This is a genomic window from Erwinia sp. 2186, assembly GCF_057812255.1.
The window spans coordinates 4,828,501-4,844,220 of the sequence record NZ_CM173824.1; the positions used below are offsets into that span (position 1 = coordinate 4,828,501).

Annotated in this window: 14 protein-coding genes; 6 read left to right on the forward strand and 8 right to left on the reverse strand. The window is 54.1% G+C overall.

What is annotated here, in order from left to right; translation table 11 throughout:
* Positions 1-115: 115 nt before the first annotated feature.
* Positions 116-1,798: an AsmA family protein gene (locus tag ACXKZG_RS22490; RefSeq protein WP_346568362.1), complete on the forward strand. Its 1,683-nt coding sequence runs from the start codon at positions 116-118 to the stop codon at positions 1,796-1,798.
* Positions 1,799-1,836: 38 nt separating this feature from the next.
* On the forward strand, positions 1,837-2,715 hold the full coding sequence (gene rluF, locus ACXKZG_RS22495; protein ID WP_013200078.1) for a 23S rRNA pseudouridine(2604) synthase RluF: 879 nt from the start codon (positions 1,837-1,839) through the stop codon (positions 2,713-2,715).
* A 16-nt stretch (positions 2,716-2,731) separates the two neighbouring features.
* Here rluF and fabY read toward each other — a convergent pair whose 3' ends face one another.
* From fabY to typA, 5 genes are all read right to left on the reverse strand, one after another.
* Positions 2,732-3,670: a fatty acid biosynthesis protein FabY gene (fabY, locus tag ACXKZG_RS22500; protein ID WP_041691835.1), complete on the reverse strand. Its 939-nt coding sequence runs from the start codon at positions 3,668-3,670 to the stop codon at positions 2,732-2,734.
* 56 nt (positions 3,671-3,726) lie between these two features.
* Positions 3,727-4,164, reverse strand: coding sequence for a D-aminoacyl-tRNA deacylase (gene dtd, locus ACXKZG_RS22505; RefSeq protein ID WP_053145240.1), 438 nt, complete (start codon positions 4,162-4,164; stop codon positions 3,727-3,729).
* Complete coding sequence (locus ACXKZG_RS22510; protein WP_013200075.1) at positions 4,161-5,033, reverse strand: virulence factor BrkB family protein; 873 nt, start codon at positions 5,031-5,033, stop codon at positions 4,161-4,163. Before ACXKZG_RS22510 ends, dtd begins: the two co-directional genes overlap by 4 nt.
* Positions 5,034-5,630: a glucose-1-phosphatase gene (yihX, locus tag ACXKZG_RS22515; RefSeq protein WP_013200074.1), complete on the reverse strand. Its 597-nt coding sequence runs from the start codon at positions 5,628-5,630 to the stop codon at positions 5,034-5,036. It lies immediately after the preceding gene.
* A gap of 134 nt (positions 5,631-5,764) precedes the next feature.
* Entirely contained in the window at positions 5,765-7,588 is a 1,824-nt protein-coding gene (typA, locus tag ACXKZG_RS22520; RefSeq protein WP_013200073.1) for a ribosome-dependent GTPase TypA, read from the reverse strand.
* Between the two features lie 433 nt (positions 7,589-8,021).
* On the opposite strand from typA, the gene glnA reads away from it, so the two are divergent.
* From glnA to glnG, 3 genes are all read left to right on the forward strand, one after another.
* Positions 8,022-9,431 (forward strand): glutamate--ammonia ligase, encoded by a 1,410-nt coding sequence (glnA, locus tag ACXKZG_RS22525; RefSeq protein ID WP_013200072.1) that lies wholly within the window; start codon positions 8,022-8,024, stop codon positions 9,429-9,431.
* 140 nt (positions 9,432-9,571) lie between these two features.
* The gene (gene glnL, locus ACXKZG_RS22530; protein ID WP_053145234.1) at positions 9,572-10,621 is read left to right on the forward strand and encodes a nitrogen regulation protein NR(II); all 1,050 of its coding nucleotides are present in this window, start codon (positions 9,572-9,574) and stop codon (positions 10,619-10,621) included.
* 7 nt (positions 10,622-10,628) lie between these two features.
* Complete coding sequence (glnG, locus tag ACXKZG_RS22535; RefSeq protein WP_013200070.1) at positions 10,629-12,038, forward strand: nitrogen regulation protein NR(I); 1,410 nt, start codon at positions 10,629-10,631, stop codon at positions 12,036-12,038.
* Between the two features lie 72 nt (positions 12,039-12,110).
* Here the strand turns inward: glnG and hemN are convergent, their stop codons facing one another.
* Both hemN and yihI read right to left on the reverse strand, forming a co-directional pair.
* A complete protein-coding gene (hemN, locus tag ACXKZG_RS22540) occupies positions 12,111-13,469 on the reverse strand; it encodes an oxygen-independent coproporphyrinogen III oxidase (RefSeq protein WP_488876296.1) in 1,359 nt (452 codons plus the stop codon).
* A gap of 264 nt (positions 13,470-13,733) precedes the next feature.
* The gene (yihI, locus tag ACXKZG_RS22545; protein WP_013200068.1) at positions 13,734-14,267 is read right to left on the reverse strand and encodes a Der GTPase-activating protein YihI; all 534 of its coding nucleotides are present in this window, start codon (positions 14,265-14,267) and stop codon (positions 13,734-13,736) included.
* Positions 14,268-14,824: 557 nt separating this feature from the next.
* Here yihI and yihA point away from each other — a divergent pair.
* Positions 14,825-15,469, forward strand: coding sequence for a ribosome biogenesis GTP-binding protein YihA/YsxC (gene yihA / locus ACXKZG_RS22550; RefSeq protein ID WP_013200067.1), 645 nt, complete (start codon positions 14,825-14,827; stop codon positions 15,467-15,469).
* A gap of 73 nt (positions 15,470-15,542) precedes the next feature.
* Here the strand turns inward: yihA and spfP are convergent, their stop codons facing one another.
* Entirely contained in the window at positions 15,543-15,590 is a 48-nt protein-coding gene (spfP, locus tag ACXKZG_RS22555) for a small protein SpfP (RefSeq protein WP_441316268.1), read from the reverse strand.
* Between the last annotated feature and the right edge of the window lie 130 nt (positions 15,591-15,720).

The window sequence follows — 15,720 nt, forward strand, 5'->3', positions numbered from 1 at the left end:
CATCCTGTGGTGATTCGCAGAGGGTCCTGGTGCCCTCTGCGTCTTCTGAGAGTTGAGCTTCGATGATAAATCAGGCATAACAACCTTTTACCCGATGTTCACAGGGACAGATGCCATGAAAGTAATCGGAAAAATTCTGCTGACGATTCTGCTGATCCTGCTGCTGGCAGTGGTTGCGCTGTATGTTGTGGTGCAGACCCAGTGGGGTGCCCGCTGGATTAGCCGTACCATTAGCTCACATACCGACTATCAGCTGGCGATGAGCAAGCTGGAGCATAACTTTTCCGATCCTGACCATCTGATCCTGAACGATGTCTCCTTTGGCCACAAAACGCAGCCGGCGATGGTAACCGCTAAACGCGTCGATCTTGGCCTGAGCGTTATCCAGTTTACCCAGCCGCTGCATTTCGCCAGCATCTGGCTGGAAAAAGGCTCGCTGACGCTTTCCGGCAAGGGAAAACCGCTGCCGCTGCAGGCTGACAGGCTGCAACTGAACCAGATGGCGGTGAACAGCCCGGACAGCAGCCTGCCCGTCACGGCAACCCGAGTCGATGGCGGCGTTCTCCCCTGGAAACCGCAGGCCGGCGATTTCATCGGCAACGATGCCAGCTTCCAGATAAGTGCCGGTTCAGTGGAGATTAACGGCATTCCCGCCAGCAATGTGCTGATTCAGGGCAGCATCAAGAATAGGCAGCTGATCATCAGCAATATTGGCGCGGATGCTGCGCTGGGCTCGATCACCGCCAGCGCGCAACGTGATGCTCAGGGAAACTGGGACGTGGCGAATTTGCGCCTCAACAGCATCCGCCTGCAGTCTGATAACACCCTCAGCGGCTTCCTCGATCCGCTGTTAGCGCTGCCGTCAGTGCATTTTGACCGCATTGATATGACCGATGCCCGCCTGCAGGGAACGGACTGGGCAGTGACCGACCTGGATATGGCGCTGAAGAATATCACCCTGAAAAACGGTGACTGGGAAAGCGATGACGGTTCGCTATCGATGAACGCCAGTACTTTTGTGAATGGCAGCCTGGAACTCAACGATCCGATTGTGAACCTGGCCTTCTCGCCACAGGGCGTCGCCTTGACGCAGTTCAGTTCGCGTTGGGTTAACGGTCTGGTCCGCACCGAAGGCAACTGGAACCGCAGTGACAAGAAACTCACGCTGAATGAGCTGGCGATCGCCGGTCTGGAATACACGCTGCCGCAGAACTGGCGCGAACACTGGATGGCGCGTCTGCCGGACTGGCTGGATAGCGTTGAAGTGACCAAATTTGCCGCCAACCGCAATCTGATTATTGATATTAATCCGGCCTTCCCGTTCCAGACCACCTCGCTGGATGGCAATGGCAGCAACCTGTTGATGGCGAAGGATCATCAGTGGGGGATCTGGTCAGGCAGCCTGAGCCTGAACGCGGCTGAAGCCACCTTTAACCGGGTGGATCTGCGCCATCCGTCAATCGCACTGACCGCGGACGACAGCAAAATCAACGTTACCGAGATGAGCGCGTTCACTAAAAACGGCATGGTCGAGAGCCTGGCGACCCTTTCCCAGCAGCCGCAACGTGCCCTTTCGCTGACCCTGAACGGTCGTCAGGTGCCGGTTAATCTGTTGCACGACTGGGGCTGGCCAACGGTTCCGCTGGAAGGCGATGGCGATCTGCAGTTGAAAGCGCAGGCCAGTCTGGCGGCTGATGCGCCGTTAAAACCGACGGTAAACGGCAGCCTCTCCGCCAGCGCAGGTGACAAAAGCGTGCAGCAAACCCTGCACGCGGGTCAGGTCACTGGCGCGCAGTAACGCAGGTAAGGTATAGTCCGTTTTTTTACGGAGGAACCATGCTGACCAACTCATCCATTCGTCTTAACAAATACATCGGCGAGAGCGGTATCTGTTCTCGTCGTGATGCCGATCGCTATATCGAACAGGGAAATGTTTTTATCAACGGCAAGCGTGCAGCCGTGGGCGATCAGGTCTATGCAGGGGATGTAGTAAAGGTTAACGGTCAGCTGATTGAGCCTCGTAACGAAGACGATCTGGTGCTTATCGCGCTGAACAAGCCCGTCGGCATCATCAGTACCACCGAAGAAGGTGAGCGCGACAATATCGTTAACTTCGTTAACCACAGCAAACGCGTCTTCCCGATTGGCCGTCTGGATAAAGAGTCCCAGGGACTGATCTTCCTGACCAACCACGGCGATCTGGTGAACAAAATCCTGCGTGCCGGCAACGATCACGAGAAAGAGTACGTGGTGACGGTCAACAAACTGGTCACTGACGAGTTTATTGCCGGGCTGGGTGCCGGCGTGCCGATGCTGGGCACGGTGACCAAAAAGTGCAAGGTGAAGAAAGAGGCACCGTTCGTGTTCCGCATCACGCTGGTGCAGGGACTTAACCGCCAGATCCGCCGCATGTGTAAGCACTTTGGTTATGAAGTAACCAAGCTTGAACGCACGCGCATTATGAACGTCAGCCTGAAAGGCCTGCCAATCGGCGAATGGCGTGAATTCACGGATGATGAGCTGATTGAGTTATTTAAGCTGATCGAGCATTCCTCGTCGGAAGAAAACCCGGAGAAGAAAGCCAAGCCGAAGGCTAAACCTGCTGCGGTGAAAAAGCCGACCATCGCCGGACCGAAAACGGCAGAAAAGCCGACCGCCAACGGCGCTGCCCGTAAGCGTTTCGTTCAGCCTGGGCGCAAAAAGAAAGGGCGCTAACTCAGCGCCCCTTCCGTTACCCGCCGGAACCGCCCTGCTCAAGAGGGCCGTCAGCATCGGCGGGTAGCACGATGTAAACCCCTTCAAACACCGCCCCGCACTCTTCATTACCAAACAGCTCCACTTCCAGCTGCACGCGCGCTTTACGTCCGCGCGCCAGCCGATCCAGATCGCCACTCAGCGAGCCTAAATCGGCAACGGCACCCGGTTTCCCGGTAATCGGATGACTGTAACGGATGTGCGCATCGGCAAGAATAATCGTGCCGCCAAGCCGACGTTCGCGCAGCAGCAGCCAGATTAATCCCCAGCCGGTCAGCGTCGCCAGCGAGAACAGGCTACCCGCGAACAGGGTATGGTGCGGGTTCTGGTTGCCGGTTTCCGGCATGGTGGTAATAAACTTCTGCCCGGTGAACTGCAAGATGCGCACGCCCATCTTTTCACTCAGCGGGATGTGATCGTACCAGGCCTGCTGCAGCTGCCCACACCAGTCGGCACGGTGCAAAATATCGTCGAGCGACATCACCGGTTTGATCATCAGGAAGTGGCGCACCGGCGTGGTTTGCGGCGCGGTAATTTCGCCCTGATTGATGTAGCCCAGCTTGGCAAAGAATTCGACGGCATCTTCACGGGCGCTACAGACCACTCGCTTGGCCCCTTCCTGGCGCGCCACAGACTCCAGCGTCATCGCCACCAGCGTACCCAGCCCTTTGCCCTGCACGGAAGGATGCACCGCCAGGAAGCGGATAGCGGCCTCATTTTCTGCATTGATGTACAGGCGGCCAACCGCAACCGGTTCTCCGCGCTCGTCCACTACCATCTGATGATGCGCTAACGCATCCCAGGCATCCCGCTCTGAGCCCATCGGCTGATGGAGCGGCTTACGTAACATTTCCCAGCGGAACTGATAGTAGGTATCCAGCTCTTCTGCTGTTTCAGGAACCCGAAGGTGATACATAAAGTGGTTCTCTCTCTCTGAGCCCGCAACGCCTCCCTGCCGTTCAGCCAGCTGCCTCAAACCTGCAGCCAGAACGTCACCGGTCCGTCATTGACCAGTGCAACTTGCATATTGGCAGCAAAACGCCCCGTTTCCGTGACCATCCCCTTTTCCCGGCAGCAGCCGATAAAGGATTCATACAGCCGCTCCGCATCAGCGGGATCGGCACCGCCGGAGAAGCTGGGACGCATCCCCTTTTGCGTGTCGGCAGCCAGGGTGAACTGTGAGACCACCAGCAGGCTACCTCCCGCCTGCTGGACATTGAGGTTCATTTTGTCGTTTTCGTCGCCGAAGATCCGATACCCCAGCACCCGATCGCATAACCGTTGGGCTTTCTGCTGGTCGTCGCCTTTTTCCACGCCTAAAAGGATCAGCAATCCCGGGCCGATTTCACCGGTGGTTTCTCCTGCCACCGTCACACTGGCGCTCAACGCGCGTTGAATTAAGGCAATCATAATTCCTCATCTTCTTTTTTTTGTTCTTCTTGTTTTATCAGGCGATAGTCGCCAAGGGTGGCACTGATTTCGGCCCCCAATAAGACGATACACCAGGTCCAGTAAACCCACAGGAACAGGATGGGGATCACCGCCAGCACACCGTAAATTAACTGGTACGAAGGGAACATCGTAACATACAGCGCAAAGCCTTTTTTCCCGAGCTCAAACAGCAGCCCGGCCACCAGCGCACCAATCAACGCATCCTTTCCCGCCACCTGGCGGGTCGGCACGATGCTGTACAGCAGCCAGAATGACAGCCAGGAGAGCAGTAACGGGAAAATCCTGAGCCCATAGTCAATCAGCCAGCTGACGCCCGTCACGGACGCCCAGCGCAGCGACAGCAGATACGAGCTGATGGCCAGACTGGCACCCGCTAACAGCGGCCCCAGCGTCAGGATCATCCAGTACACCGCAAACGAGTACACAATCGGGCGTTTGCGCTTGCTGCGCCAGATGGTATTCAGCGCGGTATCGATCGAGTACATCAACAGCAATGCCGTCACCACCAGCCCGCAGGCGCCGACCGCAGTCATTTTGTTGACGTTGGCGACAAACTGCTCCAGATAGCTCTGGATCACCGTACCGGAAGACGGCACAAAGTTATTAAAAATAAATGCCTTCAGCTGAACACTGACATTGGCAAAGGACGGAAAGGCAGCAAACAGGGCGAAGACCACCGCCACCAGCGGTACCAGTGACAGCAGCGACACATACGCCAGGTTACCCGCCAGCGTCGTCATCGCATCTTCATCAATGCGTTCCCACAGTAATTTTAGCCAACCCCAAAAAGCCCGCAGCCGGTGGCGGTAATGATTAATACGGCTCATTCAGAAGCGATCGCTAAAGAACATCGGCACCACGCTGGCATCCGTGACGTGCACGCTGTGAATACCCAATGCCTGGGCAGCTTCAATGTTGGCAAGATTATCGTCGAAGAAAATCGCCTCCTGTGCGGATGCATCTTCGGCATTCAGCAGTTGCTGATAGATTTCAGGCTCAGGCTTGCGCAGCCCCATTTCCTGGGACAAATAGAGTTTATCTGCCGCGCTCTGCACTTCCGGGTATTGCGTCGGCCAGAAGGTACAATGCAGCTTGTTGGTATTAGAGAGGATAACAACGCGATCGCCCTGCTCACGCAGCTTGTGCATGATGGCAATCACTTCCGGACGCACGCCGACAAAAACCGCCTGCCAGCCCGCCGCAAACTGTTCGAAGCTTAACGCGACATCCAGCTGTTCGCACATTTTCTCTGCGAACTCTTCATCACTGATTTCACCTCGTTCGTGCTGTTCGAAAGACGCATCCATCTGGAAACGGCTTTGCAATGTAGACAGCGGTACGCGCCCCAGATCGCTCCAGACGCCAAGAACCCGGTTGAAATCAATATCAACAATGACGTTACCTAAATCAAAGATATACAGCATGGTCATCTCCTTTTGTGCCGGTGAGATATTCACTCTAGCGGTAAATCGGGAGACTGAACAGGAGAGGGGGAAAATCAGGGAGAAGAATCAAGGCCGGAGAGCTCCGGCCTTGAGAGTGCAGTGCTTAAAGAGGATTAAGACTCTTTAGGACCACGGCTTGCGCGTTTACGGTCGTTTTCCGTCAGGTGACGTTTACGAATACGTACGGACGTTGGCGTAACTTCAACCAGTTCGTCATCATCGATGAATTCCAGAGCCTGCTCCAGAGACATCTTGATTGCCGGAACCAGCGTGGTTGCTTCATCAGTACCCGAAGCACGCATGTTGGTCAGTTTCTTACCGGTCAGGCAGTTCACGGTCAGGTCGTTTGAACGTGAGTGAATACCGATAACCTGGCCTTCATACACTTCAGCACCGTGGCCGAGGAACAGCTTACCGCGATCCTGCAGGCTGAACAGGGCGAATGCTACCGCTTTACCCTGGCCGTTAGAGATCAGCACGCCGTTCTGGCGCTGGCCGATTTCACCCTGACGAACATCATCGTAGTGGCTGAAGGTGGAGTACAGCAGACCGGTACCAGACGTCATGGTCATGAATTCGGTACGGAAACCGATCAGTCCACGCGCCGGGATCAGGTAATCCAGACGAATACGGCCTTTGCCATCAGGGATCATGTCTTTAACATCACCCTTACGCTCGCCCATTGCCTGCATTACAGAACCCTGGTGCTGTTCTTCGATATCCAGCGTCACGTTCTCGAACGGCTCTTGCATGCGGCCATCGATTTTACGGTTGATAACTTTAGGACGTGAAACGGCGATTTCGAAGCCTTCACGACGCATGTTTTCAATCAGAACGGACAGGTGAAGCTCACCACGACCTGACACGCGGAAGGCGTCAGAATCTTCGGTTTCTTCAACACGCAGCGCAACGTTGTGCACCAGTTCTTTGTTCAGACGGTCAAGGATCTGACGTGAAGTCACATACTTACCTTCTTTACCACAGAACGGAGAGGTGTTTACGTTGAAGTACATGGTTACGGTTGGTTCATCAACGCTCAGTGCTGGCAGCGCTTCAACAGCCTGTGGATCACAGATGGTGTCGGAGATGTTCAGCTCGCCCAGACCGGTGATAGCGATGATATCGCCCGCTTCAGCTTCAACCGCTTCGATACGCTCCAGACCCATGTGGGTCAGGACTTTACCGACTTTACCGTTACGGGTTTTGCCTTCGCTATCTACGATAGTAACCTGCTGGTTTGGCTTAACTTTACCGCGTTTGATGCGGCCGATGCCGATAACACCAACGTAGTTGTTGTAGTCCAGCTGGGAAATCTGCATCTGGAATGGCGCTTCTGCCTCAACCTGCGGAGGAGAAACGTGATCCACGATGGCCTGATACAGCGGAGTCATATCCTCAGCCATATCGTTGTGATCCAGACCAGCGATACCGTTCAGCGCTGATGCATAGATTACCGGGAAGTCGAGCTGCTCGTCAGTCGCATCGAGGTTTACGAACAGGTCAAATACCTGGTCAACAACCCAATCCGGACGCGCACCAGGACGGTCAACTTTGTTGATAACAACGATCGGCTTCAGACCATTAGCAAACGCTTTTTTGGTCACGAAGCGGGTTTGCGGCATTGGGCCATCCATTGCATCCACAACCAGCAGCACCGAGTCAACCATTGACATCACACGCTCAACCTCACCGCCGAAGTCGGCGTGTCCTGGGGTATCCACGATGTTGATGCGGTAGTCATTCCAATTAATGGCGGTGTTTTTTGCGAGGATGGTAATCCCACGCTCTTTCTCCAAATCGTTGGAGTCCATTACGCGTTCGGTGGCTTCAGTACGGGCGTCAAAGGTCCCGGATTGCTGCAGCAACTTATCGACCAGGGTAGTTTTACCATGGTCAACGTGGGCAATAATGGCGATGTTACGCAAATTTTCGATCACAGCTTTGCCTCAGGCATTAGAAATAGCGCGCTATTGTACACGGATTAATCGAAGGACTGAACAGGATCACAAATTTCAATTAAAGATAACTGTCAGGATTGCTTTTTACACCTTAAACAGTGCAAGAATCGCACTCCATCGAAAAAATGCACCAGAATAGTGCTCACTCAGCACTCAATAGCACCAAAATGGTGCGCGACTTCCATCATGGTGCAGGTCCCGTATCACGAGAGGGCGCATCATAGCGCTTTTTCAGGTAAATAATAAAGTTGGCATAGATTTCGCTTTATACACTCAAGCGAAGAATGCAGTTTTTCACAACGGTTGATAGCGTGTGAGAGATCTTTATTATCGGATGACAATGCGAGATAAGCAAAGTCCACCTTGAGATCGCTAACCACGACGACAATGACAAAATCCAGGAGAGTTAAGTATGTCCGCTGAACACGTTCTGTCGATGATGAACGAGCACGAAGTCAAATTCGTTGACCTGCGTTTTACCGATACCAAAGGTAAAGAACAGCACGTCACCATTCCTGCTCATCAGGTTAACGCTGACTTCTTCGAAGAAGGCAAAATGTTTGACGGCTCCTCTATTGGTGGCTGGAAAGGCATTAACGAATCAGACATGGTTCTGATGCCAGATGCGACCACCGCTGTGCTGGATCCATTCTTCGAAGATCCTACGCTGATCATCCGTTGTGACATTCTCGAGCCAGGCACCATGCAGGGCTACGATCGTGACCCACGCTCCATCGCAAAGCGCGCTGAAGATTTCCTGCGCTCTTCTGGCATTGCAGACACCGTTCTGTTTGGACCAGAGCCAGAGTTCTTCCTGTTCGATGACATCCGTTTCGGCAGCAGCACCTCCGGTTCCCATGTTGCTATCGACGATATCGAAGCTTACTGGAACAGCGGTAAAGCTTACGAAGGCGGCAACAAAGGTCACCGTCCAGGTCTGAAAGGCGGTTACTTCCCGGTTCCACCTGTCGACTCCTCACAGGACATCCGTTCTGCGATGTGTCTGACCATGGAGCAGATGGGCCTGGTTGTTGAAGCTCACCACCACGAAGTGGCAACCGCGGGTCAGAACGAAGTGGCAACCCGCTTCAACACCATGACCAAAAAAGCTGACGAAATTCAGATCTACAAATACGTTGTTCACAACGTGGCGCACGCCTACGGCAAAACAGCGACCTTTATGCCGAAACCTATGTTCGGTGATAACGGTTCTGGTATGCACTGCCATATGTCACTGTCTAAAGACGGTAACAACCTGTTCGCCGGCGACAAATACGGCGGCCTGTCTGAAATGGCCCTGTTCTACATCGGTGGTGTTATCAAGCACGCTAAAGCGATCAACGCCCTGGCGAACCCAACCACTAACTCCTACAAGCGTCTGGTCCCAGGCTACGAAGCGCCAGTAATGCTGGCTTACTCTGCCCGTAACCGTTCTGCTTCTATCCGTATCCCAGTGGTTGCCAGCCCGAAAGCACGTCGTATCGAAGCGCGCTTCCCTGATCCAGCGGCTAACCCGTACCTGTGCTTCGCTGCACTGCTGATGGCTGGCCTGGACGGCATCATCAACAAGATCCACCCTGGCGATGCGATGGACAAAAACCTGTACGACCTGCCGCCGGAAGAAGAAGCTGAGATCCCTAAAGTGGCAGGTTCACTGGACGAAGCGCTGGCAGCACTGAACGAAGACCGCGAGTTCCTGACCCGTGGTGGCGTGTTCACTGACGACGCTATCGAAGCTTACATCGAACTGCGTAAAGCCGAGATGGACCGCGTTCGTATGACGCCACACCCTGTTGAGTTCGAGCTGTACTACAGCGTTTAACAGGTAAGACAGTATTTGTTGCCGTGGAAAATTCCAGCCCATCTCCGGATGGGCTTTTTTCACCACGAATTCATCGTCCGGGAAGACGAATTTCGGGTTTAAGGACTATAATGCACTAAAATGGTGCAGGAGAAGGCTGTATGGCAACAGGCACGCTGCCCGATGCTGGGCAGATTCTCAATTCCCTTATTAACAGTATTTTGTTGGTCGACAGCGAACTGGTGGTGCATTACGCCAATCCCGCGGCCCAACAACTGTTAGCGCAAAGCTCCCGCAAGCTATTTGGATTACCGCTGCCGGAACTGATGGGATATTTTTCGTTAAATATCGACGTCATGCTTGAGAGTCTGGATGCAGGTCAGGGTTTTACTGACAGTGAAGTGACTTTGGTGGTCGACAGCCGTGCGCATATTATGTCGCTAACCGCACAGCGTCTGCCTGAAGGCTTAATTCTGCTTGAAATGGCCCCGATGGATAATCAGCGCCGTCTCAGTCAGGAACAAATTCAACATGCTCAGCAGGTCGCCGCCCGGGATTTAGTCCGTGGTCTGGCACATGAAATTAAAAACCCGCTGGGAGGATTGCGTGGCGCAGCACAGCTGCTGGCGAAAGCCCTGCCCGATCCGTCATTAACCGAATATACCAAGGTGATCATTGAACAGGCTGACCGCCTGCGCAATCTGGTTGATCGCCTGCTGGGTCCACAGCAGCCGGGTATGCACGTCACGCAGAGTATCCATCAGGTCGCAGAACGCATCGTGAACCTGGTGTCGATGGAGCTGCCCGATAACGTCACGCTGGTGCGGGATTACGATCCCAGCCTGCCTGAACTGCCGCACGATCCGGATCAGATTGAACAAGTCCTGCTGAACGTAGTACGCAACGCGCTTCAGGCGTTGGGTGAAGAAGGCGGCACTATTACTCTTCGTACCCGCACGGCGTTTCAGTTAACGCTGCACGGCGTACGCTATCGCCTGGTGGCCCGCATCGATGTTGAAGATGATGGCCCAGGCATTCCGGCACAACTGCAGGATACGCTGTTTTATCCGATGGTGAGCGGGCGTGAAGGCGGCACAGGTTTAGGCCTGTCGATTGCCCGAAGCCTGATCGATCAGCATTCGGGAAAAATAGAATTTAGCAGTTGGCCCGGTCACACTGAATTTTCGGTATTTCTGCCTATTCGCCAGTGAGGTTTCTATGCAACGAGGGATAGTTTGGATCGTCGATGACGATAGCTCCATCCGCTGGGTGCTTGAACGCGCGCTCACTGGAGCCGGTTTGAACTGCGCCACGTTTGACAGCGCTAATGAGGTGCTGGACGCCCTTGCCAGTAAAACCCCAGACGTTTTACTTTCAGATATTCGCATGCCCGGCATGGATGGCCTGGCGCTGCTGAAACAAATTAAGCAGCGTCATCCGATGCTTCCGGTCATCATAATGACGGCCCACTCCGATCTGGATGCGGCGGTCAGCGCGTATCAGCAGGGTGCGTTTGATTATCTGCCAAAACCGTTTGATATCGATGAGGCCGTTGCGCTGGTAGAACGGGCGATCAGCCATTACCAGGAGCAGCAGCAGCCGCGTAATCAACCGGTTAGCGGCCCCACTACCGACATCATTGGCGAAGCGCCCGCGATGCAGGATGTTTTCCGCATTATTGGACGCCTTTCCCGTTCGTCGATCAGCGTATTGATCAACGGCGAGTCCGGTACCGGTAAAGAGCTGGTCGCCCATGCTCTGCACCGCCACAGCCCGCGGGCAAAAGCGCCATTTATCGCGCTAAACATGGCGGCGATCCCGAAAGACCTGATTGAGTCGGAACTGTTTGGCCATGAGAAAGGCGCATTTACCGGCGCTAATCAAATTCGTCAGGGCCGTTTTGAACAGGCCGACGGCGGCACGCTGTTCCTGGATGAAATCGGCGATATGCCGATGGATGTTCAGACCCGCTTGCTGCGTGTGTTGGCGGATGGTCAGTTCTATCGCGTTGGTGGCTATGCACCGGTGAAAGTGGATGTGCGCATTATTGCGGCAACCCACCAGAACCTGGAGCTGCGGGTACAGGAAGGCAAGTTCCGTGAGGATCTGTTCCACCGCCTGAACGTGATTCGTGTGCACCTGCCGCCATTGCGCGAACGTCGCGAAGATATTCCGCGCCTGGCACGCTATTTCCTGCAGGTTGCGGCACGTGAACTCGGTGTTGAAGCGAAGATCCTGCACCCAGAAACCGAAACGGCCCTCACCCGGCTTCACTGGTCTGGTAACGTTCGTCAGCTTGAGAACACCTGCCGCTGGCTGACCGTTATGGCGGCCGGACAAGAAGTGTTAATTCAGGATCTGCCGTCCGAGCTGTTTGAGACTTCAACGCCTGAAAATCCGGTGCAGTCACTGCCGGACAGCTGGGCAACGTTGTTGGCACAATGGGCCGATCGCGCGCTGCGTTCCGGTCATCAAAACCTGCTGTCAGAAGCGCAACCCGAAATGGAGCGCACGCTGCTGACCACCGCACTGCGTCATACGCAGGGGCACAAGCAGGAAGCCGCACGTTTGCTGGGATGGGGACGAAATACCCTGACCCGTAAGCTGAAAGAGTTGGGAATGGAGTAGCGGATACCGCGAGTCTGTCACCCAAAAAAAAGGCCGGAACAGTATTTGTCCGGCCTTTTTGTTTTCTGGCAATCAGATCACCCGTGAGAATTGCTGCATACGCGCCTTCTGACGCAGGTAGACGTCAAAGCACATACAGACATTCCTCACCAGCAAACGTCCCTTAGCCGTCACCTGAAGGCCCTTCTCGTGGCATTCCACCAGCCCGTCCCTGATGAACGGCGCTAACAGCGCCAGATCTTCGGCAAAATAGTCGCTAAAGGACCGTTCACCGCTCTCAAAGTCAGCAAAATTGAGCGCGAAATTGCACATCAGCGTTTTAATCACGTCCCGACGCAGGCAATCATCAGCCGACAGCGCCACACCCCGCCATAACGCCGTGTGATTTTCAGCCACGGCGGCATACCAGGATTTCAGCTCTTTTTCATTTTGCGCATACGTGTCACCAAGCATGCTGATGGCTGAAACGCCCATGCCCAGTAAATCACTGTCGCCCTGCGTGGTGTAGCCCTGGAAATTGCGGTGCAGCTTCCCTTCCCGCTGCGCGACGGCCAACTCATCGTCAGGGCGGGCAAAGTGGTCCATGCCAATAAACTGGTAGCCCGCGCCGGTCAGCATGGCGATTGACTGCTGCAGGATATCCATTTTTTGCTGAGCAGTCGGCATATCAGCCTCTTTGATTTTGCGCTGTGCGGCAAACAAGGCCGGCATGTGCGCGTAGTTAAACACGCTAAGCCGATCGGGGTTCAACGCGATGACTTTCTGCAGGGTGAAGGCAAAACTCTCTGGCGTCTGTGCCGGCAGGCCGTAGATCAGGTCCAGACTGACGGAAGCAAAGCCAACCTGACGGGCACGCGCGATAAGATCGACGATCACCTGTTCATCCTGAACCCGGTTCACCTTCTCCTGCACCGTTTTGTTGAAGTCCTGCACGCCCATGCTCAGGCGGTTGAAGCCTGCCGCATGCAAATGGTCCAACACATCCAGTTCGATTTCTCGCGGGTCGACCTCAATCGACAGCTCGGCGTCTTCACTGAAGGTAAAAGCCTGCCGCAGCAGGGTGATCAGCCGGGTTATCTGCTGCTTATTTAAATACGTCGGTGTGCCGCCGCCCCAGTGCATCTGGCTGACGGTGCGGCCACGAAATAATCTGGCGCGAGACTGGATTTCGCTCGCCAGCGCATCCAGATAGGCATCCGCCTTGTGCTGCTGACGCGTGACCAGCTTGTTGCAGCCGCAGAAATAACACAGCCGATGGCAGAACGGGATGTGAACATACAGGGACAGAGGACGATCGGGATAGCGTTGCGCTGCCTGCTGAAAAGCCGCTTCGTTGTACTGCTCGGTAAATTCCAGCGCGGTGGGATAGGAGGTATAACGGGGGCCGGAGATATTGTAGGTCTGGATCAGGCGTTGATCCCATTCAATCATCTGCGTCACGGTATTCACTCCTGCGTTGGCGTCTGGATGCCGACCGTCGGGTGAAAGGGGTGTGCCTGGCAGACTGGCGGACGGTCGCTCGGTGCAGTCGGGTTTTCAACCGCGAAAGACGACGTAGTTTAACGAATAACCCGCCAAGGCTGCAGAGCATAATCAGCACGAAAATTGATCCAGGCCAATTCATTCGCAGAGAAACCTTTTAAAAGGGCAGCGCAATACTGCGCCACCTCAATTTTACCCAATAACGCAGAAAGGTTACTGGCCGCCTTTCAGCAAGCGGTACATATCTTCTTCCGCCTGCTCATCTTCCGCACCGTCGTCCAGCGCGATGCCAAGCTCTTCCATCAGCACGTCGATACGGTCGAGCGTCTGGTCCAGCCAGGCCTGATCTTCTGCTGACAGCGTCTCGCCTTTTTCCAGGCGATCCAGCAAGGTGTCCAGACGTTCGTCATTCTCCAGCTTCGCCAGCTCTTCTTCCGGCGACAGAAGGACTTTTTTCTCTTCTACAGGTTTAGCGACTTTAGCCACTTTCTTCGCGGGCTGAGCGTCTGCAGTTACCGGACCCAGGGCAATGGGCTTTTTGCTGCCAATGCGCGGATCTTTGCTGACGGCGCTTTCGCCGCTCTTCTTGTTAACGGTGACCGGATTAGCACGGCTGCCGGAGGCATTGCCGCGATGCTTCTTGTCGCGCTTACGATCGCGCGCTTCCGCGTTGGATTCATCACGCGTTTTACGCTGGGTTTTTGCTGCCGGTTTCTTATCCTGTGGCGCGCGTGCGGGTTGCTTCATGTTTTCTGCTCTCAGACGATTTATATTCAGTATAGAATTGCGGCGGAATCTAGCAGAAAGCAGACAAAGAAAAAAGGCGCCAGGTCACCCTGTCGCCTTTTTTCGCACCTTCCGCAGAAGGACTGACTAGGTCAGCATCCTTTTGAGCAGCCAACATCCCGGTTTTCCATTGCCTGGGAGTCCCGTCCTGGACTCGATCCTTTCCATGTTGTGTTGAAAATCCCAACACGCTCCTTCCCTGCTCCACACCGTCCTGGCGCCCATGAGCACATCATCCTGAAGAGAACCGTCCGGGTTCTGCCAATTACTTTAGACTAAATGGTCAAACTGACAAGGGAGGTGCCACAACAAAATTCTTTTCGGAAAGTCATAATTTTATATAACTTATTGTTATTAAATGTTTTATTAGTTTTATTTAGCGTGAAAAAGAGGAAACTTCTGGCAAATCTAATAGCCAATCTCCTACAAAATCCCGGCCGTAAAAAGGTCGGTTGGGCGCTTTCATTCTATACAGGGTATACTCTGCGCAATTGACCTTATTATCTGGAGTTTTTATTTTGTCTGGCTGGAATTATCACGTTACCCATTTTGTCACCAGTGCCCCTGACATTCGTCACCTTCCAGCCGATACCGGACTTGAAGTGGCTTTTGCCGGTCGTTCCAACGCGGGCAAATCCAGCGCACTGAATACGCTGACCAATCAAAAAAGCCTGGCACGTACCAGTAAAACCCCAGGCCGTACCCAGCTGATCAACCTTTTCCAGGTTGCTGAAGGCTATCGTCTGGTCGACTTACCGGGCTATGGTTATGCAGAAGTACCGGAAGAGATGAAGCTGAAGTGGCAGAGAGCGCTGGCAGAATATCTGCGCGATCGTCAGTGCCTGAAGGGCCTGGTGGTGCTGATGGATATCCGCCATCCGCTGAAGGACCTGGATCAGCAGATGATCCTGTGGGCAGTGCAGAGCGGCATTCAGGTGCTGGTGCTGTTGACCAAGGCAGACAAACTGGCTTCTGGCGCACGCAAAGCGCAGCTGAATGCGGTGCGTGAAACAGCCAAAGGGTTCATTGGGGATGTTCGGGTAGAGATGTTCTCTTCACTGAAGAAAATTGGCGTTGATAAACTGAGCGATCAGTTAAATACGTGGTTTAGCGAACTTCCGCCAGCAGTAGAAGACGAAGAACAAGAAGCGCCTGCAGAGTAAGATTCTCGCCCTGGGGCCAGATAGCGCCCAATAAAAAACGCCCCAGTCATAACGACTGGGGCGGCTAAAATATTCAGCCAAATCCGATTACGTGAAGTAAAAGGTTTGAAAGATAGAACATCTTACCTCTGTACCCTACAACTGAAACTCTACAGGATTTTTTCGGCCCTCAAAAGGGTTTTTTGTAGTTAATTTTCAGAAAACACCGGGTGTTATCCAACTCAGGTCACAGAAACCGCCCTTGCCTGTAG